General features: G+C 38.4%; 22 protein-coding genes, 11 tRNA genes, 1 rRNA gene and 1 other annotated feature. Of the genes, 25 read left to right on the top strand and 9 right to left on the bottom strand.

Going from position 1 to position 26007, the window contains the following annotated elements; translation table 11 throughout:
- Positions 1 to 55 precede the first annotated feature (55 nt).
- The 4 genes from ACFSO7_RS00345 to ACFSO7_RS00330 form a co-directional block, all read right to left on the bottom strand.
- Positions 56 to 217 carry a hypothetical protein gene (locus ACFSO7_RS00345; protein WP_377874325.1) on the bottom strand — a complete coding sequence of 54 codons (162 nt, stop codon included), beginning with the start codon at positions 215 to 217 and terminating at the stop codon, positions 56 to 58.
- A 40-nt stretch (positions 218 to 257) separates the two neighbouring features.
- Entirely contained in the window at positions 258 to 3314 is a 3057-nt protein-coding gene (ileS, locus tag ACFSO7_RS00340) for an isoleucine--tRNA ligase (RefSeq protein ID WP_377874481.1), read from the bottom strand.
- Positions 3315 to 3539: 225 nt separating this feature from the next.
- Positions 3540 to 3780: a binding site (T-box leader), on the bottom strand.
- A 48-nt stretch (positions 3781 to 3828) separates the two neighbouring features.
- Positions 3829 to 4848, bottom strand: coding sequence for a SepM family pheromone-processing serine protease (locus ACFSO7_RS00335; RefSeq protein ID WP_377874323.1), 1020 nt, complete (start codon positions 4846 to 4848; stop codon positions 3829 to 3831).
- 129 nt (positions 4849 to 4977) lie between these two features.
- Positions 4978 to 7194: an MMPL family transporter gene (locus ACFSO7_RS00330; protein ID WP_377874321.1), complete on the bottom strand. Its 2217-nt coding sequence runs from the start codon at positions 7192 to 7194 to the stop codon at positions 4978 to 4980.
- Between the two features lie 346 nt (positions 7195 to 7540).
- On the opposite strand from ACFSO7_RS00330, the gene ACFSO7_RS00325 reads away from it, so the two are divergent.
- Together ACFSO7_RS00325 and ACFSO7_RS00320 are read left to right on the top strand one after the other, a co-directional pair.
- A complete protein-coding gene (locus ACFSO7_RS00325) occupies positions 7541 to 8578 on the top strand; it encodes a flavin-containing monooxygenase (protein ID WP_377874319.1) in 1038 nt (345 codons plus the stop codon).
- 159 nt (positions 8579 to 8737) lie between these two features.
- A complete protein-coding gene (locus tag ACFSO7_RS00320) occupies positions 8738 to 9181 on the top strand; it encodes a GreA/GreB family elongation factor (protein WP_377874317.1) in 444 nt (147 codons plus the stop codon).
- 81 nt (positions 9182 to 9262) lie between these two features.
- On the opposite strand, the gene ACFSO7_RS00315 is transcribed toward ACFSO7_RS00320, so the two are convergent.
- The 3 genes from ACFSO7_RS00315 to ACFSO7_RS00305 all read right to left on the bottom strand — a co-directional run bounded on the left by ACFSO7_RS00315 (position 9263) and on the right by ACFSO7_RS00305 (position 10333).
- Positions 9263 to 9811: a thioredoxin family protein gene (locus ACFSO7_RS00315; RefSeq protein WP_377874315.1), complete on the bottom strand. Its 549-nt coding sequence runs from the start codon at positions 9809 to 9811 to the stop codon at positions 9263 to 9265.
- A gap of 198 nt (positions 9812 to 10009) precedes the next feature.
- A complete protein-coding gene (locus ACFSO7_RS00310; RefSeq protein ID WP_377874313.1) occupies positions 10010 to 10129 on the bottom strand; it encodes a YjcZ family sporulation protein in 120 nt (39 codons plus the stop codon).
- 99 nt (positions 10130 to 10228) lie between these two features.
- Complete coding sequence (locus ACFSO7_RS00305; protein ID WP_377874311.1) at positions 10229 to 10333, bottom strand: YjcZ family sporulation protein; 105 nt, start codon at positions 10331 to 10333, stop codon at positions 10229 to 10231.
- Between the two features lie 267 nt (positions 10334 to 10600).
- On the opposite strand from ACFSO7_RS00305, the gene ACFSO7_RS00300 reads away from it, so the two are divergent.
- The 4 genes from ACFSO7_RS00300 to cshA all read left to right on the top strand — a co-directional run bounded on the left by ACFSO7_RS00300 (position 10601) and on the right by cshA (position 16149).
- On the top strand, positions 10601 to 11374 hold the full coding sequence (locus ACFSO7_RS00300; RefSeq protein WP_377874309.1) for a hypothetical protein: 774 nt from the start codon (positions 10601 to 10603) through the stop codon (positions 11372 to 11374).
- A gap of 211 nt (positions 11375 to 11585) precedes the next feature.
- Positions 11586 to 12671, top strand: coding sequence for a D-alanine--D-alanine ligase (locus ACFSO7_RS00295; RefSeq protein ID WP_377874307.1), 1086 nt, complete (start codon positions 11586 to 11588; stop codon positions 12669 to 12671).
- Positions 12672 to 12982: 311 nt separating this feature from the next.
- A complete protein-coding gene (locus tag ACFSO7_RS00290; RefSeq protein ID WP_377874305.1) occupies positions 12983 to 14356 on the top strand; it encodes a UDP-N-acetylmuramoyl-tripeptide--D-alanyl-D-alanine ligase in 1374 nt (457 codons plus the stop codon).
- 299 nt (positions 14357 to 14655) lie between these two features.
- Positions 14656 to 16149, top strand: coding sequence for a degradosome RNA helicase CshA (gene cshA / locus ACFSO7_RS00285; RefSeq protein WP_377874303.1), 1494 nt, complete (start codon positions 14656 to 14658; stop codon positions 16147 to 16149).
- A 52-nt stretch (positions 16150 to 16201) separates the two neighbouring features.
- Here cshA and ACFSO7_RS00280 read toward each other — a convergent pair whose 3' ends face one another.
- Positions 16202 to 16786: a rhomboid family intramembrane serine protease gene (locus ACFSO7_RS00280; RefSeq protein WP_377874301.1), complete on the bottom strand. Its 585-nt coding sequence runs from the start codon at positions 16784 to 16786 to the stop codon at positions 16202 to 16204.
- 281 nt (positions 16787 to 17067) lie between these two features.
- On the opposite strand from ACFSO7_RS00280, the gene acpS reads away from it, so the two are divergent.
- From acpS to ACFSO7_RS00250, 6 genes are all read left to right on the top strand, one after another.
- The gene (acpS, locus tag ACFSO7_RS00275; protein ID WP_377874299.1) at positions 17068 to 17418 is read left to right on the top strand and encodes a holo-ACP synthase; all 351 of its coding nucleotides are present in this window, start codon (positions 17068 to 17070) and stop codon (positions 17416 to 17418) included.
- A 207-nt stretch (positions 17419 to 17625) separates the two neighbouring features.
- Positions 17626 to 18639, top strand: coding sequence for a LolA family protein (locus ACFSO7_RS00270; RefSeq protein ID WP_377874297.1), 1014 nt, complete (start codon positions 17626 to 17628; stop codon positions 18637 to 18639).
- Between the two features lie 443 nt (positions 18640 to 19082).
- Entirely contained in the window at positions 19083 to 20249 is a 1167-nt protein-coding gene (gene alr / locus ACFSO7_RS00265; RefSeq protein ID WP_377874295.1) for an alanine racemase, read from the top strand.
- A 124-nt stretch (positions 20250 to 20373) separates the two neighbouring features.
- Positions 20374 to 20655: a CopG family ribbon-helix-helix protein gene (locus ACFSO7_RS00260; protein ID WP_377874293.1), complete on the top strand. Its 282-nt coding sequence runs from the start codon at positions 20374 to 20376 to the stop codon at positions 20653 to 20655.
- A gap of 4 nt (positions 20656 to 20659) precedes the next feature.
- Positions 20660 to 21010 carry a type II toxin-antitoxin system endoribonuclease NdoA gene (gene ndoA, locus ACFSO7_RS00255; protein ID WP_377874291.1) on the top strand — a complete coding sequence of 117 codons (351 nt, stop codon included), beginning with the start codon at positions 20660 to 20662 and terminating at the stop codon, positions 21008 to 21010.
- Between the two features lie 166 nt (positions 21011 to 21176).
- Positions 21177 to 23354, top strand: coding sequence for a Tex family protein (locus ACFSO7_RS00250; protein WP_377874289.1), 2178 nt, complete (start codon positions 21177 to 21179; stop codon positions 23352 to 23354).
- A 48-nt stretch (positions 23355 to 23402) separates the two neighbouring features.
- On the opposite strand, the gene cmpA is transcribed toward ACFSO7_RS00250, so the two are convergent.
- Positions 23403 to 23516, bottom strand: coding sequence for a cortex morphogenetic protein CmpA (cmpA, locus tag ACFSO7_RS00245; protein WP_377874288.1), 114 nt, complete (start codon positions 23514 to 23516; stop codon positions 23403 to 23405).
- A 98-nt stretch (positions 23517 to 23614) separates the two neighbouring features.
- Here cmpA and ACFSO7_RS00240 point away from each other — a divergent pair, with 98 nt between their 5' ends.
- The 13 genes from ACFSO7_RS00240 to ACFSO7_RS00180 form a co-directional block, all read left to right on the top strand.
- Positions 23615 to 24088, top strand: a complete 474-nt coding sequence (locus tag ACFSO7_RS00240) for a SprT family protein (RefSeq protein WP_377874286.1) — start codon at positions 23615 to 23617, stop codon at positions 24086 to 24088.
- A 178-nt stretch (positions 24089 to 24266) separates the two neighbouring features.
- Positions 24267 to 24341, top strand: a tRNA-Asn gene (locus ACFSO7_RS00235).
- A 4-nt stretch (positions 24342 to 24345) separates the two neighbouring features.
- A tRNA-Ser gene (locus ACFSO7_RS00230) sits at positions 24346 to 24436 on the top strand.
- A gap of 9 nt (positions 24437 to 24445) precedes the next feature.
- Positions 24446 to 24517: transfer RNA gene (locus ACFSO7_RS00225), tRNA-Glu, on the top strand.
- Between the two features lie 81 nt (positions 24518 to 24598).
- Positions 24599 to 24674 (top strand) — tRNA-Asp (locus ACFSO7_RS00220).
- A 15-nt stretch (positions 24675 to 24689) separates the two neighbouring features.
- Positions 24690 to 24764 (top strand) — tRNA-Gln (locus tag ACFSO7_RS00215).
- Positions 24765 to 24930: 166 nt separating this feature from the next.
- A tRNA-Lys gene (locus ACFSO7_RS00210) sits at positions 24931 to 25006 on the top strand.
- 16 nt (positions 25007 to 25022) lie between these two features.
- A tRNA-Leu gene (locus ACFSO7_RS00205) sits at positions 25023 to 25107 on the top strand.
- Between the two features lie 65 nt (positions 25108 to 25172).
- Positions 25173 to 25258: transfer RNA gene (locus ACFSO7_RS00200), tRNA-Leu, on the top strand.
- Between the two features lie 77 nt (positions 25259 to 25335).
- Positions 25336 to 25412, top strand: a tRNA-Arg gene (locus ACFSO7_RS00195).
- Positions 25413 to 25418: 6 nt separating this feature from the next.
- A tRNA-Pro gene (locus ACFSO7_RS00190) sits at positions 25419 to 25495 on the top strand.
- A 21-nt stretch (positions 25496 to 25516) separates the two neighbouring features.
- Positions 25517 to 25590: transfer RNA gene (locus ACFSO7_RS00185), tRNA-Gly, on the top strand.
- 99 nt (positions 25591 to 25689) lie between these two features.
- Positions 25690 to 26007, top strand: a 16S ribosomal RNA gene (locus ACFSO7_RS00180); the annotation flags it as partial.

Below are 26007 nucleotides of genomic sequence, written 5' to 3'. Positions count from 1 at the left end.
AAATTGGAAAAATAAGCAAAAAAGGCGAACAGCCCCAAACTGTTCGCTTTCCACATCAATCAGTTTTTTTCTCCGAAAACAATAATATTAATGTAGCGATTGGTCCAAGAACTAAAGAGAGTAGAAACCAGTTAAGCCCTGTTCTATTTTTCCCCTGGGCTAACCCTGCATTAATAAGAGCGAGCGTCCCCCAACCGACAAAATATTGATTGTCCATCCAGTTCACCTCATGTATTTTTTACCATAAGCATAACATATTATTGAATGCCTACTAGTATCTCATACTCCCCAACGGTCATTTTCTCCATTTCATCCACCCTTACAAACTGAAGGGAGTCCAGGAGAATTCCTTTTTGAACTAAAGTATCAAACTCACTAAGCATTTTTAAAAATTCCTCTGGCCCATCTACAAAAAGATGAACTCTCTTTTCAACTGGTAAATCGAGCTTCTTCCGAAGATCTTGGATGCTCCGAATAAAGTCGCGAACCGTTCCTTCTTTAATAAGTTCACTCGTTAACTGGGTATCAATAATGATCGTGAAATTTCGGTTTGACGCTTCGGAATAACCTTGAGAAGTGGTTGTTTTTTGGATGACTACTTCTTCTAGAGTTACATGTATATTGTCACCATTCTCCAACACAAAAGACAAAACCTCATCTTTTAAAAATTGCTCAATTATATGAGAATCAGCTCGAAGTAGTCTTTGATTTACCTCATTCACATGTTTCCCAAGCCTTGGACCCGCTGTTTTAAAATTAAGCTTCAATTGATGTTTAATAAATTCATTCGATGAATCGGCCCATTCAATCGTCTTCACATTCAATTCATCTTTAATAATTTCTTCAAAAGGAATTAGTTCAGAGTGATCAAGAGAACTAGAAATGATCACCATCTTAGCTAAAGGCTGTTTCGTCTTTAATTGTTTTGCATGTCGAACACTTCGACCAAGCTCTACAATTTCCAATATGGCTTGCATCTGTTCCTCAAGCTCATGGTTCCGTAACTCATTCGGCAAATGAGGATAATTAGCTAAATGAACACTTTCTCCCTTTAAGGAAAAATAAATATCTTCTGCTATAAAAGGAACAAAAGGTGCCAACAGTCTTGAGGTATCTAAAAGGATTGTATACAGTGTTTGAAAAGCCGCCAGTTTATCATCTGACATTCCACTGCTCCAAAAACGATGCCTGTTTCTGCGAATATACCAATTACTCATTTCCTCCACTAACTGTCCTGCTAATCTAGCTGCATTTGTTAGTTGATACTGATCCATTTCTTTTTTCATTTCACTTGCCGTTGTAGCAACCCTAGATAAAATCCATTGATCCATAATGCTTAGGTTCCGGACAATTTCTAAATTTGGCTGGAAGGAATCAATTTCAGCATATAGCTGATAAAAATGGAAAATGCTTGAAAGGGTATCAATCAGCTTTGATTTTGCTTCTTGAACATTTCGCTTGGAAAAACGTTTTTGATTCCATGGTGCACTATCTTCTACTAATGCCCATCTTAGTGGGTCAGCACCATAGGATTTGATGAGTTCAACTGGATCTAGGGCATTTCCTTTACTTTTAGACATTTTTTGTCCATGCTCATCTAACACATGTCCGGTTGCTAATACATTCCTATACGGAACTTCCCCTGTATATAAAATCGAGACAGCTAGTAGGGAATAAAACCAACCACGTGTTTGATCGATTCCTTCAACAACTACATCAGCAGGGAATTGCTTTTTGAACATTTCCTCATTTTCAAAAGGGGTATGATATTGAGCAAATGGCATGGAGCCACTATCAAACCACACATCAATGACTTCGGGTGTTCGATGCATCGTCCCTTCGCAACAAGGACATCTGAACGTAACATTGTCTACATAAGGTTTATGAAGCTCCATTTCAGTAAATGATTCATTCGCATGTTTCATTAAATCAGTTAGACTTTTAGGTGAAAATTCTGTTTGACAGGAGGAACATACCCAAACGTTCAACGGAGTACCCCAATAACGATTTCGGCTAATATTCCAGTCGACAAGTCCTTCGAGGAAATTTCCGAAGCGGCCATTTTTAATGTGATCGGGATACCAGTTCACCTGTTGATTTTTTGCAATAAAATCTTCCTTTAATGCTGTCGTTTTAATGAACCAGCTTTCTGTCGCATAATAAAGTAAAGGTGTATCACATCTCCAGCAATGAGGGTAGGAATGTTCGTACTTTTCCTTATGAAAAAGCAGGCCTTTTTCATGAAGTAATTTGACGATATCCACATCACTCTCTTTAACGAATTGCCCAGCAAGAGGTGTGACCAACTCCATATACCGCCCTCTTTCATCCACGACATTTATGAAGGAAAGTTCGTTTTCTTGGACGAGTCGATAATCATCTTCCCCGTAAGCGGGAGCAATATGGACAATCCCTGTTCCACTTTCTTCTGTCACAAATGTAGCTTCGACGATGAGATGTCCTTTTTTAACCTCAGCAAATTGGAAAGGCGGTTCATACGAGAGACCGACTAAAGATTTACCTTTAACGGTCTCTAAAATGACACCGTGTTGACCGATAACTTGATCGACTCTAGAGGCAGCTACAATATAGGTTTCATTTTCAACTTGGACTTTTGCATAATCAATTTCACTCCCTACCGCAAGTGCCACATTTGTCGGAAGTGTCCAAGGTGTTGTTGTCCAACCCAATACAAACTCATTGTCTTTATTCTTCAACTTAAATTTTACAGTCGCACTAAGGTCTTTTACATTTTTGTACCCTTGAGCAACTTCGTGCGAGCTTAAAGAAGTTTGGCAGCTTGGGCAATAAGGTGAGACGCGATGCCCTTTATACAACCAGCCTTTCTCGTGAATGGTGCCAAGTATATGCCAAACCGATTCAATGTACTCATTGCTCATCGTCATATACGGGTTATCCATATCCACCCAGTATCCTAAATCCCTTGTAAATTCCCGCCACTGCTTTTCATAGGAAAAGACGCTTTCCTTACATTTTTCAATAAACGCTTCCACCCCATATTCTTCAATCGCTTGCTTACCAGAGATGCCAAGAGCTTTCTCAACCCCTAATTCAACAGGTAATCCATGAGTGTCCCAGCCAGCTTTTCGGATGACCTGTTTTCCTTTCATGGTTTGATATCTGGCGATGATATCCTTGATCGTTCTACCGAGAGCATGCCCAACGTGAGGAAGACCATTGGCGGTTGGCGGTCCTTCGTAAAACACGAAAGTCTCGCTGTTCTCTCGGTTCTGAACTGATTTTTGAAAAATTCCTTCCGTTTCCCAGTATTGAAGTAGCCTTTGTTCTCTCATTGTGTTTGTTTCCTTTTCCACGGTAAACCCTCCTTTTAATTAGAAAAGCGTAAGCGCCTTGATCAGCCCCGACAAGCAAATGCTTCGCCACCCGGAAAGTCGTTCTTTGACTTTTTGGGTGGCGAACATTTGACCTCGAGGGGCTAGGCGCTGGAGCTGGACAATTTAAAAAGTCCCAAAAAGTTGTACTTTCTTACTTGAAAATAAAAAACACCCGTCCCTATAAAAAGGGACGAGTGTATTACCCGCGTTACCACCCAAATTCTGCTACAACATGCAGCAGCGCTCTGTCAACGTACCATCATACGCGTTCCTTGTAACGGTGGACATCCGTCAAGACTTACTCAAAATTCAGCCTTGCATCTCAGAGATGATGATTCTGTTTGGCTTTCCCCGCTGGCTTCCACCATACCCAGCTCGCTGTAGAGTATTATACAAACATACTTATTCTCTTCATAGATTTACTTTTGGAATATTTTGTTTATAATAACATGCTCTAAATGACAAATCAAGATTACTTTTCTTTTATTCCTTCTAAATAATTTATAGCTTCTGATAAAGTAGCCACCGGCACTATTTTCATAGAAGACTCATATTTTTCTGCGAAGCTTTTAGCATCCTTTTCATTAGAATCAATGGGGTTTATATCCTTTGGTGCGAAGAAGATGTCCACACCTTCTTGATTAGCAGCAGTTAATTTATGTGTAATTCCACCGATTTGACCGACATTTCCGTTATGATCAATTGCTCCAGTTCCCGCAATTTTATAACCTTTCGTCAAGTCATTTGGGGTTAATTGATTATATATCTCTAATGAGAACATGAGTCCAGCAGATGGTCCCCCGATGTCATCACTATTAATTTTTACGTCTTTAGAAATGGAGGCTGTGAAATCTTCTTCGGGTTGTATGCCTAGTCCTAATTTTTGTGAGGAAGGGTCAAGCTGAATGACTTCTACCTTCTTATTGATCTCTTTTCCATTACGTAAAATTGTTAATTCTACATAATCATTGACGTTTTTATTGTCACTTATATACTGAGTGAATGCAGCAACTTCATTGACCGTTTGGCCATCCACCTTTGTGATTGTATCTCCTACTTTAAGAATTCCCTTGGCTTTTGATTTTGGTTGTACGTACATTACAAATATTCCGTGATATTGGATTGGAACCTCGATACCGGCTTTAGAGAAAGCTGAAACTAAAGCATTTTGTTTGGAATCTTTCATCATAAATTCAAGTCGATCTGAGTATTCTTTTTCTGATAAATCTCCTTGTACTTCTTCAACCTTTTTAATCTCAGTATGTGGGGCAAGTAATCCATAAACTAAATAATAAATATTGCTTGCTTTGGAAGTTAATACGGTTGTTAAGTTAAAGCTGCCTTTTTCATTTTCATATCCGTTTTGAACTTGGACTTTAGAGGATAATTCTTCAATCGGTCCAGGTTGATAGAGATAATAAGGTGTTGGAATAAAAGCGGTGGTGATGAGAATAAGTACCGAAATAAGTATGATTTTTAACCTTTTTTTCATTTGTAAAAATCTCCTAGTAAAATATTAAATGGCTATAGATAGTTTTCATTTCGACAAATACTTACAAAAATCCTTTTGACCTAAAACAAAATAAAAAGACGAACAGCGCTATTGCACTGTTCGCCACACTCATACAATTACATCTTGCCCAGTATTTATTTCTGCTCTGTCTTTTTTATTTGTCAAAATTAAAATAGCCGGAAGGAAAATTCCTCTAATTAAAAATGTATCGAGCAGTATCCCAAGTGCCATGGTAAACCCGAATAAAAACAGTTCTTGTAATGGTTGGGTCATCAATACGGTAAATGTGGCTGCAAGAATGAGACCTGCTGATGAGATGACTCCTCCAGTTAAAGCAACCCCTTTTCCAACTGCTTCTTTCCATGGAAGCTTTGTGGCTTCCTCTTTTATTCTCGATACGAGCATGATATTGTAATCAATTCCTAACGCAACCATGAACACGAATGTATACACAGGCAAGCGATAGCTAATCGCCTCATAACCCATAAGATGTTTGAATATCCACCAGCCGAAACCTAATGTTGCAAAATATGATAGAAGAATCGTCGACATCATCAATATAGGTAAAAGAACGGATCTTGTTTGGAACCAAAGCATAATCGTAAGTAACACGGTTACAACTGAGAATAAGACAATCATATCACGTTGATTCATTTCGTTTACGTCTAGCTGACTTGCGGATTGACCTGAGAAGTGAAGCTGATAGTCATTTGTTGAAAGGCCACTTCTTTTTATTAGCTGCTCAGCTGAATCACGTAAATGCTTCACTGTTTCCAGCGATTTCACTTCATATGGATTACTATTCAGAATCACTTGGAGACGCACGGCATTTCCCGATTCTGCCAAGAAGTTTCTTGGTAGCAGCGAAATGTCTTTCATCATTTTCTCTGTTATCAGTGGAGTTACAGAATTAACCCCTTCTTGTACTTCCAATTCTTTTTCTAGTGACGTTATTTTTTGGAAAAATTCCTCATTTACAGTTATTTTTTTATCGGTATGAAGGATGATCGTTACAGGTGCTAACTGGCCAGCAGGATAATGGTCTTCAAGTAATTCAAACCCGACACGTGAAGGCATATCATCTGGGAATGATTTTAATAAGTTAAAAGAATATTTCATTGAAGTAAAATTGAATGCACCAATTAATAAGCCAATAAGTAAAATGCCTGCTAATATGGCCGGACGTTTCATCACTTGCACACTTACTTTGGACCAAATCGTTTCTTTCTGCTTTTTCTCTTTTTCCTGCTTCGGAACATATGGCCAAAACGCTTTTCGGCCCATTAGTGCAAAAATACTTGGGATGAGTGTTAATCCTGCAAGTAAAATAACGACAACGGCAATTGAAAAAACAGGAGCAAAATGATTGTAAGGCTCAAATAGAGTCACAAACAACGTCAGCATGGCTAACAGTACGGTACCGCCACTAAAAAGGATCGGTTCAGATAAGTGATGCATGGCTTCACTCATCGCCTCATACTTCGAAGCGTATTTTTTTAACTCTTCACGATATCGTGAAAAAATAAATAAACTGTAGTCAGTCAATACGGCAAATAGTAGGACAAGCATGATGGAAACAGCAGAGCTATCGACGGTAAACCAGTCATTTTCTCCAGCTAAGCCTAAGATTCGATCAACTACTCCATACACAATTCCAGCGATTATTAATGGAGTAATCGCAAGTAGTGGAGATCGATAAATGGCAATAAGGATAATAAAGATTAACCCGACTGTTGCAAGCATGAGCACAACATCAGCACTTTTAAATAAAGAAATGGTATCGGCTGAAATCCCCGCGGGGCCAGTAATTTCAAAATGTAATTGATCCATGTGGAGGGCTTTCACTTTCGTTCTGATTTTATCCAATGTTTTAAGAGCTAAGTCGGAATCCAAATTAGGTTCTAAAAGTAAATTAATTAAAAGTGTCGAATCATCTTCAGAAAACATTTGCTTTTGTACAGGTGTAGGTAGTTCATGAAAAGGTAGTGCGCTAATGATGTGTTCAGGCTTTTTATTTGAAGAGAGCCACTTACTCAATTCATTTATTTTCTCTAAGTCTTTATTCGTTATTTTGGTGTTACGATGGAAAACAAGCAGTGCCGGTAATCCTTCTGTTGAGGGAAATTGTTCTTTCAAAACTTGATTGGCTATTTCAGATGGCGTGTTTCCTTTCACACTGCCTTCTTTACTATTTTGTTCATATACTTTTGCGGATGGAGCAAGTGCACTCAAAAGGATCACAGCCGCAATCCAGACCATAATGACGATTTTGGCTCCTTTTGAACTGCTTGCGAATTTGACTATTTTTTGAAAAGGCTTAAGCATCATATCCACTCCTTATCGTTCTTTGAAATAAGAAAGCATTCCTGTTTTCACTTCGAAAATTGTCCAGCTCCAGCGCCTAGCGACTAGTGTACTGTCCCTCTCCTCCTTACGATAAGTCAACATCGAATCGCTATCGCTCTTCGTGTTTCCTTTATCTCATACGGAGCGAGCCAGTCCATACCTCGCTAAACAGGCGCTTCCGCTTTTCTTATTTCATTATAGGAAGCGAATATGAACGGACGATGAATGTCATATTTCATTTTTTGAAGGAAAGTATTTACAAGTTTGTTATTATATATTATCTTATATATGAACATATATTCATATATAAGAAGGTGCAATAATTATGATATTTGATGTAGTTGTCATTGGTGGAGGTCAGGCAGGGCTGTCGATGGGCTATTTTTTAAAGAAGTCGCACATGAAATTTATCATTCTAGATAATCAAAAACGCATAGGTGACAGTTGGAGAAAGAGGTACGATTCCTTAGTGTTATTTACACCACGTTCTCACAGTTCGTTACCAGGGTTACCATTAGAAGGGGCACAAAATGTGTTTCCAACAAAGGACGAAATGGCCGATTACTTAGAAAGATATGCCCGAACATTTGATTTGCCTATTCAATGTGAAGTGGAGGTCGAAAAAGTATATAAAGAGGGGGGGATATTCTATATTCAAACGGGTCAATCAGTCATTCAAGCGAAAAGAGTAATCATCGCCACAGGGCCTTTTCAAACCCCGAGAATCCCAACATTTTCAAAAAAATTGCCCCAAGAAATCGTGCAATTGCATTCCTCACAATATAAAAATTCATCACAGTTGAAAGAGGGCTCAGTTTTGGTCGTTGGAGGGGGAAATTCGGGTACACAAATTGCAGTTGAATTGTCAAAGACCCATGATACCTTTCTTTCCGTAGGGCAAAAGATCCGCTTTCTTCCATTATCCTTAGCTGGGAAAAGCATCTTTTGGTGGTTTGAAAAAATAGGGATACTTAAAGCAAATCGCCATTCAACTATTGGGAAAAGGTTTAAAAAACTAGGAGATCCGATCTTTGGTTACGAACTAAAGGAAAAAATAAAAAATCAAAGCGTCAAGCTAAAAGGGAGATCAACAACCATTCACACTGATGAGGTGGTTTTTGAAGATGGTTCAAAAATGAAGGTAGAGAATATCATTTGGGCTACTGGGTTTGTCAGTGAGTACCCATGGTTACATATACCGAATGTGATGACTTCTAGTGGGCAGGTAAGGCATGAGCGCGGGATAACGGAGATTAATGGGTTGTACTTCCTCGGTTTACCATGGCAATACCGCAGAGGTTCTGCTCTAATTCTAGGTGTAGGGGACGATGCAGAATATTTAATGGAACATATAAATCATTGAATGGACGTATCGAATTTTTGTAAAGAAACATGTTATAATGGAAATGGTTGCCATTAGTTGTGGCATCCCATTTTTTTTATTTTTTGGGAGGGGTTATCATGTCTTTTATTATTATATTCTGGGATTTGGTAAATGTTTGTAAGGGAGTGATTACATACTATGAACCATAATCTTAAAACAAGTGATCACTCTGATTTGAATTTCTATTATCAGCAAATCGACTATATTGAAAAAAATAAACAAGAGCTGGTCTTGCAATGGCAAGATCATTCGTTGCCACAGGCGAAATTGGACCGATTTTTCGATTTGTATTTGCTTCATTTAAATGAGTATGTCACCTCTTGCCTTAATCAAGAAGTACCGAAGATGGATAAAGTCTTCATTGGAAGTTCCATCTCTGTTAAGTATTTAGATGACGATGAGGAAGAGCACTATACCATTTGTTTTCCTGAAGAAATCGATCCTGATTACGGAAAAATATCGATCTTTTCACCAATTGGAAGACAATTATTATTGAAGAACCTAGATGAAGAGATTTCTTTGGAGATACCTACTGGGACACTTAGAATTAAGATCGTGGATATTAAGCATTTTCCACAGTAATTTGTGACTACAAAACGAAATGGGAAAACCAGTTGTCAAAATTGGCAACTGGTTTAAATACCTTGGTATACAAAGCGAACTCTAAAACTTCTTTTTCACGCTTTCGATGACCGTTTTCCAAACCTCAGGGTCTGAAGTGATTTTCTCTCTAAACTGACGGTACATGTTTTGTTGTTTTTCTTGGAAATCAGGAGAGTCTGTAGCTGGTAAATCACTTCTTAATAATGTAACAATCTCTTCTACCTCAGGAGCTCTTGGTCCCCATACCATGGATTCCTTCCCCTCTTGGTCGATGAAAATGAAAATGGGAATGGATCTTGATTTGCCGTTTGTTAAATATTGATCCATTAATTCTAAGTTCTCATCCCGGATAAGAAAATGTAACTCCATTTGGCTTTCCTCAGCCATTCTTTGAAGAACAGGTACATTTAATGCAGCGTCCCCACACCAATCAGCTGTAAGTACAATTCCTCTCCAGTTTTTGTTCGCAACTTCTTTGAAGAATGTACGATCTTCATCCGAAAAAGTAAGTTGTTCATATACTCGGTTTAATTCCTGCTGATTAACCTTCATACTGCTACGATATTCTTCAAATGTCATTCCTTTGTCAAACCAGTCATTCAAATTCATAATCTTTCTCCCCTTCATAATGGTCTCTATCATTAAAGTACTGGTATTTTACATTCCTATGCAACTTTTATGCTTTTATTGGTGTTTCTATTTTTTTAGACAAAAAGTAATTTCAATATGTATTAACAAGTACATATGTCTTAATGAGTTAAATGCAAAAAAAGGTACAAAGAGAAATTCTCTTTGTACCCGTGTGTTTTAACACCAAGATGCACCAACAATAATTAGTAGAATGAACAATACTACAATTAATACGAACGTACCGCCATATCCACCACCATACCCATAGCCTGGGTAACCACAACCGTATCCGAACATAAAATTTCACCACCAATTTAATTTAGTTAATGATTTTTCTTTTATACATGATGTTAGACAATCTTGAGGAAAAGCATTCTTGTAAAGATGAAGGATTAATTAACAGCAGCCGAATCCCCAAGATGCACCTACAATGATTAAAAGAATGAACAATACGACAACAAGAGCGAAACCTCCGCCGTGCCATCCAACTGTACCTGACATAACCATTCCTCCTTTCTTATTTTCCTTAATAACATATGGGACTTCACCGCCATGTGTACCTAGGCAAACATGGAATTTTGGGTCAATCACCGATTAATGAGTTTGTCCACTATAGTCTTTAGCACATTAACGTACTGGGGGTCAGTCCCCCAGTACGTTAATGTGCTAAAGGGACAACCAAATTCATTTTTTCGTTTTTGGTTGTTTTTTGGTACAATATAAATGAATGAATTCGTTAGGGCATTTCTTTCTTCGGAGGTTTTGTAATTGAAAAAGCAAGCTCACGATATACGTGATCTCATCTATCTGCATCATAATAATCTGGATCAATATGTTATATCGTATGGAATTGAGTTTAAAGAGTTTATTAAATCATGTTCTTCTAACTTGAATCATCTTTTATTGCTAAAGCATCGTTTTAATGATGCTGAATTCAATATGCATACTTTGCTTGAATATGTCTCAGAAGACAAAGTGGCAAAGCTTATTAATGATGGTGTATATGGTTATGGGAACTTCTGTTGGATAGATTTTGCCGAAGTGGAAGGGCTGAATGAATTAAATGGCCAAGAAATTGCCGAAATACTCTATTTAGGCCATTTGAAACAGCATTTGAAGCTGCCTTTTTATCAAAAGCTCGCCAATCGTTTTGCTTATCTTGCGCATGATGATGGCTGGTTTAATAAAGTATATTACCGGGATATGGGAGATTTCTATGAAATATTAGGTAATGTGTTAGGCTTAAAATTGAGCGAAAATCATACGAAAAAAACCATTTTCAACCTTCGAAAATCACGATCATTTCCTTCTATACCAGGGAAAACTTTAACTCAGTTCTCACATCTTTTACGAGAAGGAATAGTCATATCCTTGAAGAAAAAGGAAGAAACAAGACAGAGGATGGAAATTCCTATATGGGTACTAGGAGATTTTCTAGATATGGATGATATGTATGAAGAAGCATTATCAATAGAAAATGATCCATGTCATGGAAAATTAATCTATGATAAGAAAACAAATGAGTGGAAAGTATTATTGTAATTTGAATTATTATATAGCCCTTATTATTTATGGAATTAAGTCATAAATAATAAGGGGCTTTTCTTTTATTAGGCAATTTAGGCGACAACCAAGCCTCTTTTTCATAAATATAAAAGATATAAAATATTAAGTGGAAATTTCGCCTGTATCTTCATTTCCTTTTAAAGAAAGTGGTAAAATATATTCGTTGATTAAAAATGGAGGTTCTAACATGAGAACGAAACTAGGTTTATTATACGGAGGCAAGTCAGCTGAACATAAAGTCTCCATGCAAACAGCTATGGCTGTTATTCAAGCACTTGATTTAGAAAAATTCGAAATTCACCCTATATATATAACGACGGAAGGTCAGTGGGTTCGGGGACCACAATTAACAGGACCTGTTGAAAATGTAAAAGCACTAGAGTTTTCAGCAGACGAGGCACTCTCACCAACTTCATTAGCACCGGCCGTATTCCAAAATCAACAGGAGGGGCAATCCCAGCCTTTAGATGTGATTTTTCCTCTTTTACATGGTCCAAATGGTGAAGATGGAACAGTACAAGGACTTTTAGAATTGTTGAATCTTCCTTACGTTGGGAATGGCGTTTTAGCTTCTGCTGTTGGAATGGATAAAGTGTTCATGAAGAATATTTTTGCTCAAGCGAATTTAGCTCAAGTAAATTATGTTTCTTTTATCCGAAGTGAATGGGAAAAAGAAAATGAAAAAACTTATTTAACGGTTGAAGATCAACTAGGTTATCCATGTTTTGTTAAACCAGCTAATCTCGGTTCAAGTGTTGGAATAAGCAAGTGTACAAACCGTGCTGAGTTAGAAAAAGCATTTGTAGATGCCTTCCAATTCGATCGAAAAATTATTATAGAAGAAGGCGTAACAGCCCGTGAAATTGAAGTTGGAATCCTTGGTAATGATTATCCAGAGTGTTCAGTAGCGGGAGAAATTATCCCGAAAAAGGATTTTTATGACTATAAAGCGAAGTATGAAGATGGGAATACAGCTTTAGTCATCCCAGCTGATATTTCTGAAGTGGTATACGAGGAATTAAAGGAAATGGCCATTCAAGCATATAAAGCGTTAGATTGTTCAGGACTCGTTCGTGCAGATTTCTTTTTAACTAAAGAAGGAAAATTATTAATTAATGAAGTGAACACGATGCCAGGCTTTACACCATTTAGTATGTTCCCGTTACTTTGGAAACACACAGGAGTGGAGTATCCAGAATTAATCAAAAAACTAGTTGATTTAGCCACAGAAAGACATACAGAAAAACAAAAAATTAAACATATTTTAGAATAGAAAATTTTCCAGCGTAAGGCGCTACCGGTTCATATCAAAAGCCGTTAGTTCTTTGCGCTTTTTAAAGAAATGGCTCTGTTAAACTAGAGTGTTGATTTCCGCTTCAGTCGCTTGCTTTCCGCGGGGCGGACGCTGAGCCTCCTCGGCGCTACACGCGCCTGTGGGGTCTCACCTGTCCCGCTAATCCCGCAGGAGTCAAGCGACTTCCGCTCCAATCAACGGTTTAAAAATCAACAATAGCCTTTAACAGAGCCAAAGAAATAAGAAAACATTTAAGGCGCTTGCGCTTTTCTATGAAAGGAGAGAATGGGATGATTCAAAGGACAGTCAAGCAAGTGGCAGAAATGATCACCGTATTAAATGATTATGAAGCGTTTGAAAACCTTTTGATTCAAGGTGTTTGTACCGATTCCCGCGAAATAAAAAAGGGCAATCTGTTTATCCCTTTTATTGGGGAGAATATTGATCGACATCAATTTGTTGAGGATGTAATAGAACGGGGAGCTGCAGCGTCGCTTTGGCAAAAGAATGTTCCTAATCCTCCTACTCATTTACCAATACTCATCGTTGAAGATATTTTAGTAGCGGTACAAGAATTGGCTAAAAGCTATCGAGATCAATTAAATGTAAAAGTAATCGGAGTTACAGGAAGTAACGGGAAAACAACGACGAAAGATATGGTAGCTAATCTTCTTTCCCTTCAATATAAGGTTCAAAAAACAGAAGGCAATTTTAATAATCATATTGGACTTCCATTAACGATCCTCCGCTTAGAAGAGTCAACAGAGATGGCTGTATTGGAAATGGGGATGAGTGGTTTAGGTGAAATTGATTTCTTATCCAAATTAGCAAAGCCAGATGCCGTGATTATTACCAATATTGGTGAAGCTCATTTATTAGATTTAGGTTCACGAGAAGGGATTACTGAAGCGAAACTGGAAATCATTAATGGGTTAAAGGATCCAGGTTATATCGTTTATTATGGCGATGAGCCTTTACTTAGACACAAACTTGATACTTATCAAAATGGAGATTTTATTCATACCTTTGGAAGAAGTATAAGAAACACGATTTATCCGACTGAAATCATTTCTGGAGACTCTGGAAGCTATTTCAAAGTGAATACGAGCGACGAGAAATTTTATTTACCCGTATTAGGTACTCATAATATTATGAATGCACTTGCAGCTATGCTTATCGCAACTCATTTCGATATTCCTTTTTCCAAATTAAATGAAGGTTTTAAAAATCTTAAGTTAACGAGTATGAGGATGGAATTAGTCGAAGGGAAAAATGGAGAGAAAATCATCAATGACGCCTACAATGCGAGTCCGACTTCAATGAATGCTGCCATTGAACTTATCACTTATTTACCTGGCTATGAGCAAAAGATATTAGTATTAGGAGATATGCTTGAGCTTGGCCCAAAAGAAGACGAGTTTCATTACAATATGGGGCAAACTTTAAATCCAGATAAAATTGATTTTGTATTTACCTACGGAAAATTAGCTAAGCAGATCGCCATGGGTGCAAGCGAGTCGTTCCATAAGGATCGTATTTTTTCCTTCTTAGATAAAAATGCTCTTATCCAAGAATTAAAAAAACGAACAAATAACCAAACCTTAGTTTTAGTAAAGGCATCTCGTGGGATGGAATTAGAAGAAGTAGTGGCAGGCTTGCAATAAAGCCACTTAGCGCTTTTCTGTTTGCAATCGTTAATATATGATGTTATGATTAAAATCAAAGTGTCTAGAGGAAATTTCTTTTTTAATTTAGGGCATACTCCATTTATGGAGAATGTCTTTTTTGATGGCTAAGAAAGAATTACATCCGAGAGGGATCAATGAAACATATCTCTTATGGTTGTCTGGCGCAAGCGCACAGCAACTCGGGGTTCTTGTCTGAGGTTGGATTTAGCGCTAACGCATTTCTTGATACGATACTCAAGATTATATAAAAAGATTTACGAAGGAGAATGAAAATATTGGCAAAGTTCCAAGATTTAGGTATTAGTCAAGATACAATGAAATCACTTAAACGTATGGGGTTTGAAGAAGCTACTCCCATTCAGTCGGAAACTATTCCGATTGCATTACAAAAAAAGGACTTGATCGGACAAGCGCAAACAGGGACAGGAAAAACAGCTGCATTTGGTATTCCTTTAGTTGATAAAATTGATATGAAAAGTGACTCCATCCAAGGAATCATCATTGCACCAACACGTGAATTAGCGATCCAAGTTTCTGAAGAGCTATACAAAATTGGATACGGTAAAAAGGCTCGTGTACTACCTATTTACGGTGGTCAAGATATTACAAGACAAATCCGTTCCCTAAAGAAAAATCCACATATTATTGTTGGTACACCTGGTCGTGTATTAGACCATATTAACCGTAAAACGCTTAATCTTTCAAATGTCCACACAGTCATTTTAGATGAAGCGGACGAAATGTTGAACATGGGGTTCATTGAGGATATTGAAGCGATTCTTTCAAAAACTCCAGAAGAGCGCCAAACATTACTTTTCTCAGCTACTATGCCAGGTCCAATCAGAAAAATTGCAGAAACATTTATGAAAAACCCTGAAGTAGTAAAAGTGAAAACGACGGAAATGACCGTTCCACTTATTGACCAATATTATGTAGAAGTACAAGAACGCAATAAATTTGATACTTTAACAAGATTATTGGACATTCAATCACCAGAATTAGCGATCATTTTCGGACGTACAAAACGTCGTGTCGATGAGCTTTCAGATGCGCTAAACTTAAGAGGCTATGCGGCTGAAGGAATTCATGGTGATCTAAGCCAAGCAAAGCGTATGTCAGTACTAAAGAAATTTAAAGAAGGCACAATTGATGTGTTAGTAGCAACAGACGTGGCTGCGCGTGGTCTTGATATTTCAGGCGTCACACATGTGTATAACTTCGATATTCCACAAGACCCTGAAAGCTATGTTCACCGTGTAGGAAGAACAGGAAGAGCGGGTAAATCGGGAATGGCGATGACATTCATTACTCCTCGTGAGAAATCATATTTAGAGGTTGTTGAAAGAACAACGAAACGAAAAATGGAGCGCATGAAGCCACCTAGCTTAGATGAGGCGCTAGAAGGCCAACAAAAAGCCGCTTTAGAAAAAATCATGCAAGCAATTGAAGGAAATAACCTTCAATATTATAAACGCATGGCTGATCAAATTTTAGAAGAACATGATGCATCAACAATCGTTTCTGCTGTGTTAAAAATTCTTACAAAAGAGCCAGATACAACACCAATTAAGCTAACAGATGAGGCTCCATTACCACAAAGACGTGATCGCAAGCCTCAACAAGATCGTCGCAGAAATTATAAAGACTCCAATGCTGGAGCAAGTGCTCGTAAGAAAAGCCCATCCCGTCAAGGACAAGGTCGTAAGCCAAGTGGGAATGGTGGAAGCAGTAGCAGCAGTAAATCAAAGCCGAGAAATTTTAGCAGATAATAGAATGCATTTAAAAAGAACATGATTGTATTTCATGTTCTTTTTTGTATTTTTATTTTTTTAACATTACAGCTCCAATTAAATAACCAGCAACAAGTCCGAATAGATGGGCGGTTACATTTATATTTGGTTGGAGAAAGGTCATAATGATGCTAAGAATGGCAATTGTCTTAATGAGTTGTGAGTTTTCGCGGGAAAGCATTTCTTTTTTTAATGAAATAATCGCTAAATAAAATCCGAACAATCCAAATATGGCTCCACTAGAACCTACATGGGTGTAGGTTAACGGTTGGATGAGAAAAGTTGCGATATTAGCCCCAATTCCTGATAAGAGGTAGATGGTTATGAATTTTCCCTTTCCAACAATTCTTTCTAATGCTGGTCCGAAAAGGATAAGGGAAAAACAGTTAAACAGAAGATGGGTAAAGCCATTATGTAAAAAAATAGGGGTTAGAAGACGCCAATACTCTCCATCGGCAACATAGAGATTTACACCCGAAAAGGTTTCGAAAATCCAATTTCTCGGTAAAAAAGGGATGTATCCAATAATGAATAAGACAAGGTTAATGATGACTAGGATAGAAACAATCGGATAAAATTGAAGAAATTCCTTAAAGCTCTCTTTTCTAGTAAACATGTAAGCCCCCTGTTTTTTGGTTTTAAATTTGTCCAGCGCAAGCGTCCTAGCCCCTCGAGGTCAAATGTTCGAAACCCAAAAAGTCAAAGAACGACTTTCCGGGTTTCGAAGCATTTGCTTGGCAAACCAAAGAACGGTTTGCATAAGTGCGACTAGGTCTCTGGCTTCGCTACTCTCGCCAATCGACCAGTCTTCTTTATCGGGGCTGATCAAGGCGCTTCCGCTTTTCTTATCTACTATGTGTTTATGCAAAATTAAATCTTTTAGAAGGGTGATATAGAATGATTTCAGGAATTGGAATTGATATTGTTGAATTAGAACGTATTTCCTCCATTATAGAGAGACAACCTAAATTTATACAACGAATATTGACTGAAAACGAACAACAGCTTTTTGAAAAATTAACTCCTTCACGAAAAATTGAATTTCTAGCAGGAAGATTTGCGGCAAAAGAAGCCTTTGCGAAAGCGAAAGGTACGGGAATTGGTAAGGAATTATCCTTTCTTGATATTGAAGTCCAGTCAGACACTAATGGAAAACCACATATTTGCTTGCCAATAAAAGATGGGGTACACCTCTCTATCTCTCATAGCCGTGACTATGCTGTTGCCCAAGTAGTCATTGAAAGTTAAGGGGAAATTACAAAAAAAATAACGCTTGTCATCCATGTCCGTCATAATCCCTTAGGTTGTCTCATATATTCATAGTGCAGTAGGAGAGACAAGGCTATGCTGTGGAAGACCTACCTTTAGACAAGGTAAAGGAGCGAGCATTCCAAAGTATATCTTGTTGTCTCTTGTAAATTCATATATGAAATGAGACAAGAAGGGGTTGAAGGAATGAAGAGAAAGCTGTTCCTGCTTTTCGTTGGATTAATGGTCATCTTTGTATTAGCCGCGTGTGGTGCTAAATCACAAGAAGATGTAGTGAAAGCGCTGAATAGTAAGTTAGAAGATTTAAACAGCTATAAAGTGAATGCCAAAATGACGCTACAAATGGGCTCTGAGCCACAAGTATATGATGTGCAAATTTGGCATAAAGATCCATCCTATTACCGGGTTAATTTGAAAAATGCGAAGCAAGATCAAAGTCAAATGATTTTGAGAAATGACGAAGGAGTATTCGTCCTAACACCAGCATTAAATAAAAGCTTTAAGTTCCAAAGTGATTGGCCGCAAAATAGTAGTCAAGCTTACTTATATGAATCATTAATCAAAGATATTGTAGAAGATAAAGAAGCAAAATTTGAAGCAACAAAAGATCATTATGTATTTGAAACAAAGACACGTTATCAAAATAATAAAATGCTTCCAATTCAAGAAATTAAATTGAATAAAAAGGATTTATCACCTGCAGTTGTAAAAGTAATGGATGCTGATCGCAATGCTCTTGTTACCGTTGAATTTTCTAACTTGAAGTTTGACGCAAGCTTTGATAAAGATGATTTCGACATGCAAAAGAATATGGCACGTGCGAATATTGGGTTACCAGCAGTGGCTGAAGTATCTGGAAAAGAATTCTCTGTAAAATATCCAACGGCTGAAATTCCAGGTGTAGAATTTATTGGAGAAAAGGAAGTTGCTTTAGAGGATGGAAAACGCGTGATTCTCACGTTTGATGGGGAAAAATCATATACACTCATTCAAGAAATGGCTCAGGTTGTTCCGACAATGGGTTCAGCAACATTTGTTAAAGGGGAGCCGGTTGACTTAGGCTTTACTGTTGGAGCACTAACAGAACGTTCGATTACTTGGACGCAAGATGGTGTTGATTATATGATTGCATCCAATAATCTAACAAAAGAAGAAATGGTTATGGTTGCCCGTTCTGTTCAAGGTGACGGAGTAAAATAAGATAAATGATTAGCAGACCTTTCGAATGAAGGTCTGCTTTCTTCCTTTATAAGGTAAGTATAATTTTTTCGGACTTCGAAAATTGTCCAGCGCAAGCGTCCTAGCCCCGACGTACAGGATGTACTAGTGTCGACAATGCGACAGGACGCCCGAGCCCTTGTCGACCTCGAGGTCAAATGTTCGCCACCCAAAAAGTCAAAGAACGACTTTCTGGGTGGGCAAGCTTTGCTTGGCAAACCAAAGAACGGTTTGCATAAGTGCGACTAGGTCTCTGGCTTCGCTACTCTCGCCAATCGACCAGTCTTCTTTATCGGGGCTGATCAAGGCGCCCCGCGCTTTTCTTATAAAAAAACGATTTCTAGGGCTTTTTCCATTTGACATTTGACATAAACCATTCAATAATCGAAACAAATAAGTTTTTTAACTATAGGAAGTGAACCATAGTGGAGGGCCAAGGCTATTTTTACCGAGATACTTGGGCAGAAGTCAACTTAGATGCCATTTCAGAAAATATACGCTCAATAAAGGAATTAATCCCAAATGAAGTCAATATCATTGCTGTTGTGAAAGCAAATGCCTATGGTCACGGCGCTGTACAAGTCGCAAAGTGTGCAATCGATTGTGGTGCCGCCTATCTTGCTGTCGCTTTTTTAGACGAAGCGATTGCTCTAAGGGAAAAAGGGATTATGGATCCTATTCTCGTGTTAGGAGCTAGTCGTCCTAGAGATATACAAGTAGCGGTTAAACACCATATCACACTAACTGTTTTCTATTACGATTGGTTATTAGAGTCGCAAAGCTTTTTAGAAGATCATCAAACAGTAAATATTCATATAAAAATTGATACTGGAATGGGTAGGATTGGAATAAGAACTTGTGAAGAAGTAAAAGCTATTGAGGATTTTGTAAAACAAGATACACGATTCCAAATAGAAGGGGTTTATACCCATTTTGCTACGGCAGATGAATTAGACAACTCCTACTTACATGAACAGCAAAAGAAGTTCGAGGAAATCCTAACATCCTTTCAAGAAACACCAAAAATCATTCATTGTAGTAATAGTGCAGCAGCTTTGAGATTTCCGTTTGCCTTATGGAATGCCGTAAGAATCGGAATTGCGATGTACGGCTTAACTCCGTCATTAGAAATTGAGTATCTCTTACCTTTTTCCTTAAAAGAAGCATTTAGTCTCCATTCACGGATTGTCCACGTGAAAAAGCTGCAAAAAGGCGAAAAAGTGAGTTATGGGATAACTTATGAATCAACAGAGGAGGAGTGGATAGGAACTCTGCCTATTGGTTATGCAGATGGCTGGATTCGGAAATTGCAAGGGCAAGAAGTTCTCGTAGATGGAATAAGAGCCCCGATAGTCGGGAGAATTTGTATGGACCAATGCATGATTAAGCTCCCTCATTATGTTCCTGTTGGAACTAAGGTAACATTAATTGGTGAGCAACCCGAAGAAAGAATATCTTCAAATGAAATTGCTAAAAAGCTAGATACGATTAATTATGAGGTACCATGTATTATTTCGAACCGAGTACCTAGGATCTACATTCAATCAGGTAAGGTGGTTGAATTACAAAATTCATTGTTAAGTTATGATTAAATCTTTCTTGAAAATGCCTGTTTTATAGGGGAATTCTTAAATAGACTTTCCAGAAGGCAAGAATAATGTTATTATTAAAAATGGTAAGTACAATGGTGTGTAGTGACGGTGGAGGTGTATGTTTGTGTCTGAATCCAGCGCAACAACGGAAATCTTAGTGGAATTGCCACAACATCTTTTAAATGAGTTAGATGGTTTTGTTAAACAAGAAAATGTAAACAGAAGCGAACTCATCTATCAAGCAACGAAAATGTATTTGCGCGAGCGGAAAAAGAGACAAATTCGTGAAGCTATGAGACGAGGCTACATGGAAATGGCGAAACTTAACTTAACGATTGCATCGGAAGCTTTCCTTGCAGAGTACGAAGCGGAACACACAGTAGAACGTCTAGTTAGCGGAGGATAACCCGTTGAATGTAAAGCGTGGTGACGTATATTTTGCGGACCTATCCCCAGTTGTTGGTTCTGAACAAGGCGGCGTCCGACCTGTACTTGTCATCCAAAACGACATCGGGAATCGGTTTAGTCCCACAGTCATTGTTGCAGCGATTACAGCTCAAATTCAAAAGGCAAAGCTGCCAACCCATGTTGAAATTGATGCGAAACGTTATGGTTTTGAACGAGATTCTGTCATTCTTTTAGAACAAATTCGTACAATTGATAAGCAGAGGTTAACGGATAAGATTACTCATCTCGATGACGAAATGATGGAGAAAGTGGATGAAGCCTTACAAATAAGCTTAGGTCTCATCGAGTTTTAAATGAAAATACGCTGCTCTTAACAAGAGAGCGTTTTTTATACATATTATAAAAAAAATACTGGTGTATCTGCAAAAGACAGGCAAATTGGCTTGTCTTTTTAATTTTCACCCATTTTTTGGTACAATGATAAAGTACAGTTTTTAAAAGAGTTGGAGGTTTGGAAAATTGGAACAAACCATTGAGAAGAAAGAACTATTACTAAAGCAGATTGCGAATGAACAAAGCCTATCATTGAAACAAGTAAATAATGTGATTGACTTATTAGAGGATGGTAACACAGTTCCTTTTATAGCACGTTACCGTAAAGAGGCAACTGGTGCGCTAGATGAGGTTCAGATCCGTGATATAAGCGAAAGATGGCAGTACATACAGAACCTTGAACAACGAAAAGAAGAAGTTGTAAGAATCATTGGCGAACAAGGAAAACTGACAGATGAACTACATAAACAAATCGTTAAAGCGACGAAGTTACAGGAAGTGGAAGATCTTTATCGTCCATATAAACAGAAGAAGCGAACTCGAGCAACGATTGCTAAAGAAAAAGGATTAGAACCACTGGCAGAATGGCTGATGACATTTCCTTCCTCAGGTAATGTAGAAGAAAAGGCACAAGAATATATTTCGACCGAAAATGAAGTTACGAGTCTTGAAGAGGCTCTTGGAGGAGCGAAGGATATCATCGCAGAATGGATATCTGACGATGCAGACAGTCGTAAGTGGATTCGTCATGAAACATTTAAAAATGGTTCCATTGAAACAAATGTGAAAGATGTAGAGAAGGATGAAAAGAAAATTTACGAAATGTATTACCAATATGAAGAGCCGATTTCTAAAATAGTCCCTCACCGTGTCCTAGCTTTAAACCGAGGTGAAAAAGAGGAAGTATTAAGAGTATTGGTTAAACCACCGCTAGAATCTGTATTAAACTTTTTATCGAAAAAATGGACGAAAGATTTTAATTCCATTTCAGCAAAAATAGTAATTGAAGCGATTGAAGATAGTTATAAGCGCTTGATTCAACCTTCTATTGAGAGAGAAATTCGAAATGAACTAACAGAAAAAGCAGAAGGACAAGCTATCCATATTTTTTCTGAAAATTTAAGGAAGCTATTATTGCAACCACCATTAAAAGGAAAGATTGTTCTTGGAGTTGACCCAGCATACCGTACAGGATGCAAACTGGCAGTTGTAGATGATACTGGGAAGGTTCTTAAAATTGATGTGATTTATCCGCATCCTCCAGTTTCGAAAACAGAAGCAGCGAAACAAAAAACTTTAGACATTATTAAGGAATTTGATGTCGAAATGGTTGCAATCGGAAACGGGACGGCCTCAAGAGAAACAGAACAATTTATTGCAGAATTATTAAAAGAGGTAAAGAAAGAAGTATACTACTTAATTGTCAATGAAGCGGGAGCAAGTGTGTATTCTGCATCTGATCTAGCTAGGGAAGAGTTTCCGGACTTTAAGGTCGAAGAACGAAGTGCGGTTTCCATTGCACGAAGATTACAGGACCCATTAGCGGAATTAGTGAAAATTGATCCGAAATCCGTTGGGGTCGGTCAGTATCAGCACGATGTATCTCAAAAGAAATTATCGGATTCCTTAACCTTTGTAGTAGAAACAGCGGTTAACCAGGTTGGGGTAAATGTTAATACGGCTTCTTCTTCCTTATTACAATATGTAGCGGGACTGTCGAAAACGGTCGCCAATAATATTGTGAAAAAGCGTGAAGAGGAAGGCAAGTTCGTAAAGCGGGATCAATTAAAGAAAATTCCTCGTCTCGGGGCAAAAACATATGAACAAGCAATTGGGTTTTTACGCGTTATTGATGGAAAGGAACCGCTTGACCGAACAGGAATTCATCCTGAAAATTACAGTGTAGTCAAAGAATTGTTGAAAAAGTATGGTTTTACGACAAAGGATTTGGGGACAGAGAAGCTGCGAGATGCTTTACAATTGATAGACTTAAAGTCTGTGTCATCCGAGCTTTCGATTGGAGAGCTTACTTTAAAGGATATTATTGATGCTCTAGTCAGACCTGAACGCGATCCGCGTGATGAATTACCAACGCCTTTATTAAAAAAGGACGTCCTGCAACTGGACGATTTAAAACAAGGGATGGAGTTACAAGGTACAGTGCGAAATGTCGTAGATTTTGGTGCATTTGTAGACATCGGTGTAAAACAAGATGGTCTTGTCCATATCTCCAAATTAACGAAACGATTTGTTAAGCACCCTTTAGACATAGTCTCTGTAGGCGATATCGTTACTGTATGGGTAGATTCGGTAGATAAGCAAAAGGGACGAGTATCATTAACCATGTTAGCTCCGAATGAATAAAGTAAAATATTTAACAGTGGGGACGAATTAACCCCACTGTTTTTAATATTAAGAACTATTCTTTTTTCTGTAAAAAAACCAGCATTGATTTAATAGTTTTATTTGGTATCGATTTTTTTCAAGAAAAGCTTTTTTTATCTGTTTTTGAAACCACGTAGGCATGAAGAGGAACCCTCCTTAACTAAGAACAAAAAACAAATTGGTACCTTAATTCTATGCTATAATAGTTTGTCATGTTCATGTTAAAGGGAGGAAACGGTATGACCGATGAGGAATTACAATCATTAGTTGAAAAAATCTCACTTCAGTTTTTTCAAAAGCCGTTTCGTCATCTAGCCGTATTTAATTCAAGGTTAAAAACAACGGGTGGAAGGTATCTTTTGCAAACTCACAATATCGAAATAAATAAAAGATATTATGAGCAGTTAGGTGAACAGGAACTAATTGGAATCATCAAACATGAACTTTGTCACTATCATCTTCATTTAGAAAAGAAGGGCTATATGCATCAAGACAAAGATTTTAAGAATTTGATGTTGCAGGTTGGTGCACCCCGATTTTGTGGGCAGCTTCCTGATCGTCCGGAAACAAATCGAAGTCTAAAAGTTTATGTCTATTCTTGTTCAAGATGTTCTCTCGTTTTTAAAAGGAAAAGAGCTGTGAATATTCAAAAATATGTATGTGGAAAATGTAAGGGGAAGTTAAAAAAAGTAACGGTGTTGACAAACAAATAGTTTACCTGTTAAACTCAGATTCCGTTAACTTTTTTGAAGTAGACTCTTGATAGTAAATGTTTTATTTTGAGTGAATGTAAAGGATGATTTTTACTTATTGACATTCAAGAAAGTCGTTCTTATAATATAAAGAGTCGATAACGGGAAGCAAAGTATTTTTCGACAAAGCTAGAATTATTCCGCAGTAGCTCAGTGGTAGAGCATTCGGCTGTTAACCGAACGGTCGTAGGTTCGAGTCCTACCTGCGGAGCCATTATGGGGAAGTACTCAAGAGGCTGAAGAGGCGCCCCTGCTAAGGGTGTAGGTCGGGTAACCGGCGCGAGGGTTCAAATCCCTCCTTCTCCGCCATATCATTATGGCCCATTGGTCAAGCGGTTAAGACACCGCCCTTTCACGGCGGTAACACGGGTTCGAATCCCGTATGGGTCATACAAAAGTTTTAAATTTTGTTCTTGTAACAAAATAACTCAGCGACTCTTAGATATCTAACGAGTCGCTGAAATTTCTCTAGGTCCCGTGGTGTAGCGGTTAACATGCCTGCCTGTCACGCAGGAGATCGCGGGTTCGATTCCCGTCGGGACCGCCATTTATATCTTATTATTGGGCTATAGCCAAGCGGTAAGGCATCGCACTTTGACTGCGACATGCGTTGGTTCAAATCCAGCTAGCCCAGCCATTTTATTACGAGCCATTAGCTCAGTTGGTAGAGCAACGAGCGATTCAACGATGAATATGCTACGAGTTGTACACGCCGAGCCGCTTCTTGGATTACTACCTGAGGCGGGGACATCTTAGATGCCCGAATACGAGAAGTAAACTTTATTCAGCAGTAATATTATTACGAGCCATTAGCTCAGTTGGTAGAGCATCTGACTTTTAATCAGAGGGTCGAAGGTTCGAGTCCTTCATGGCTCACCATTTTTTAAAAAATAATGCGGGTGTGGCGGAATTGGCAGACGCACCAGACTTAGGATCTGGCGCCGCAAGGCGTGGGGGTTCGACTCCCTTCACCCGCACCAATTATTAACACTTGTAAATTGATCATTAATTTGTTATCATAATAAATGTTCTTATTTTATAAAATGCGGTCGTGGCGGAATGGCAGACGCGCTAGGTTGAGGGCCTAGTGGGGGCAACCCCGTGGAGGTTCAAGTCCTCTCGGCCGCACCAAAAAAAATAAAATAAAAAACATGTTGACATTCACAACTTAAAAATGTTATTATGATTAAGTCGCTTTTAGAGAATATGCGCCCGTAGCTCAATTGGATAGAGTGTCTGACTACGGATCAGAAGGTTATGGGTTCGACTCCTTTCGGGCGCGCCATTTAATCGGGAAGTAGCTCAGCTTGGTAGAGCACTTGGTTTGGGACCAAGGGGTCGCAGGTTCGAATCCTGTCTTCCCGACCAGTAGAATTTAAACTTTATAATGCGGGTGTAGTTTAGTGGTAAAACCTCAGCCTTCCAAGCTGATGTTGTGAGTTCGATTCTCATCACCCGCTCCAACTATTGTTCTTTGAAAACTAAACAACCAAACGTTAACAAATAAAAAACTTCTATCATAGAAGTAAGCCAGAGTAAACTTTATGAGCTAATCAAACACTTTATTGGAGAGTTTGATCCTGGCTCAGGACGAACGCTGGCGGCGTGCCTAATACATGCAAGTCGAGCGAATCTTTGGGTGCTTGCACCCATTGGTTAGCGGCGGACGGGTGAGTAACACGTGGGCAACCTGCCTGTAAGACTGGGATAACTTCGGGAAACCGGAGCTAATACCGGATAATCCTTTTCCTCACATGAGGGGAAGCTGAAAGATGGCGCAAGCTATCACTTACAGATGGGCCCGCGGCGCATTAGCTAGTTGGTGAGGTAACGGCTCACCAAGGCGACGATGCGTAGCCGACCTGAGAGGGTGATCGGCC

Origin of the sequence: Bacillus sp. CGMCC 1.16607, assembly GCF_042683745.1 — a bacterium.
In the GTDB taxonomy this organism is placed as follows: domain Bacteria; phylum Bacillota; class Bacilli; order Bacillales; family Cytobacillaceae; genus Pseudoneobacillus.
Note: the sequence above shows the minus strand (reverse complement) of the source record. Positions and strands in the feature narration are given on the sequence as shown.

Coding starts and splice junctions, on each gene's coding strand:
- ACFSO7_RS00290 (WP_377874305.1), top strand. CDS start 12,983: ATGATTCAAAGGACAGTCAAGCAAGTGGCAGAAATGATCACCGTATTA.
- ACFSO7_RS00335 (WP_377874323.1), bottom strand. CDS start 4,848: ATGAAAAAAAGGTTAAAAATCATACTTATTTCGGTACTTATTCTCATC.
- ACFSO7_RS00270 (WP_377874297.1), top strand. CDS start 17,626: ATGAAGAGAAAGCTGTTCCTGCTTTTCGTTGGATTAATGGTCATCTTT.
- ACFSO7_RS00320 (WP_377874317.1), top strand. CDS start 8,738: ATGAACCATAATCTTAAAACAAGTGATCACTCTGATTTGAATTTCTAT.
- ACFSO7_RS00280 (WP_377874301.1), bottom strand. CDS start 16,786: ATGTTTACTAGAAAAGAGAGCTTTAAGGAATTTCTTCAATTTTATCCG.
- ACFSO7_RS00325 (WP_377874319.1), top strand. CDS start 7,541: ATGATATTTGATGTAGTTGTCATTGGTGGAGGTCAGGCAGGGCTGTCG.
- ACFSO7_RS00295 (WP_377874307.1), top strand. CDS start 11,586: ATGAGAACGAAACTAGGTTTATTATACGGAGGCAAGTCAGCTGAACAT.
- ACFSO7_RS00345 (WP_377874325.1), bottom strand. CDS start 217: ATGGACAATCAATATTTTGTCGGTTGGGGGACGCTCGCTCTTATTAAT.
- ACFSO7_RS00310 (WP_377874313.1), bottom strand. CDS start 10,129: ATGTTCGGATACGGTTGTGGTTACCCAGGCTATGGGTATGGTGGTGGA.
- ACFSO7_RS00305 (WP_377874311.1), bottom strand. CDS start 10,333: ATGTCAGGTACAGTTGGATGGCACGGCGGAGGTTTCGCTCTTGTTGTC.
- ACFSO7_RS00330 (WP_377874321.1), bottom strand. CDS start 7,194: ATGCTTAAGCCTTTTCAAAAAATAGTCAAATTCGCAAGCAGTTCAAAA.
- ileS (WP_377874481.1), bottom strand. CDS start 3,314: ATGAGAGAACAAAGGCTACTTCAATACTGGGAAACGGAAGGAATTTTT.
- ACFSO7_RS00315 (WP_377874315.1), bottom strand. CDS start 9,811: ATGAATTTGAATGACTGGTTTGACAAAGGAATGACATTTGAAGAATAT.
- acpS (WP_377874299.1), top strand. CDS start 17,068: ATGATTTCAGGAATTGGAATTGATATTGTTGAATTAGAACGTATTTCC.
- ACFSO7_RS00240 (WP_377874286.1), top strand. CDS start 23,615: ATGACCGATGAGGAATTACAATCATTAGTTGAAAAAATCTCACTTCAG.
- cmpA (WP_377874288.1), bottom strand. CDS start 23,516: ATGCCTACGTGGTTTCAAAAACAGATAAAAAAAGCTTTTCTTGAAAAA.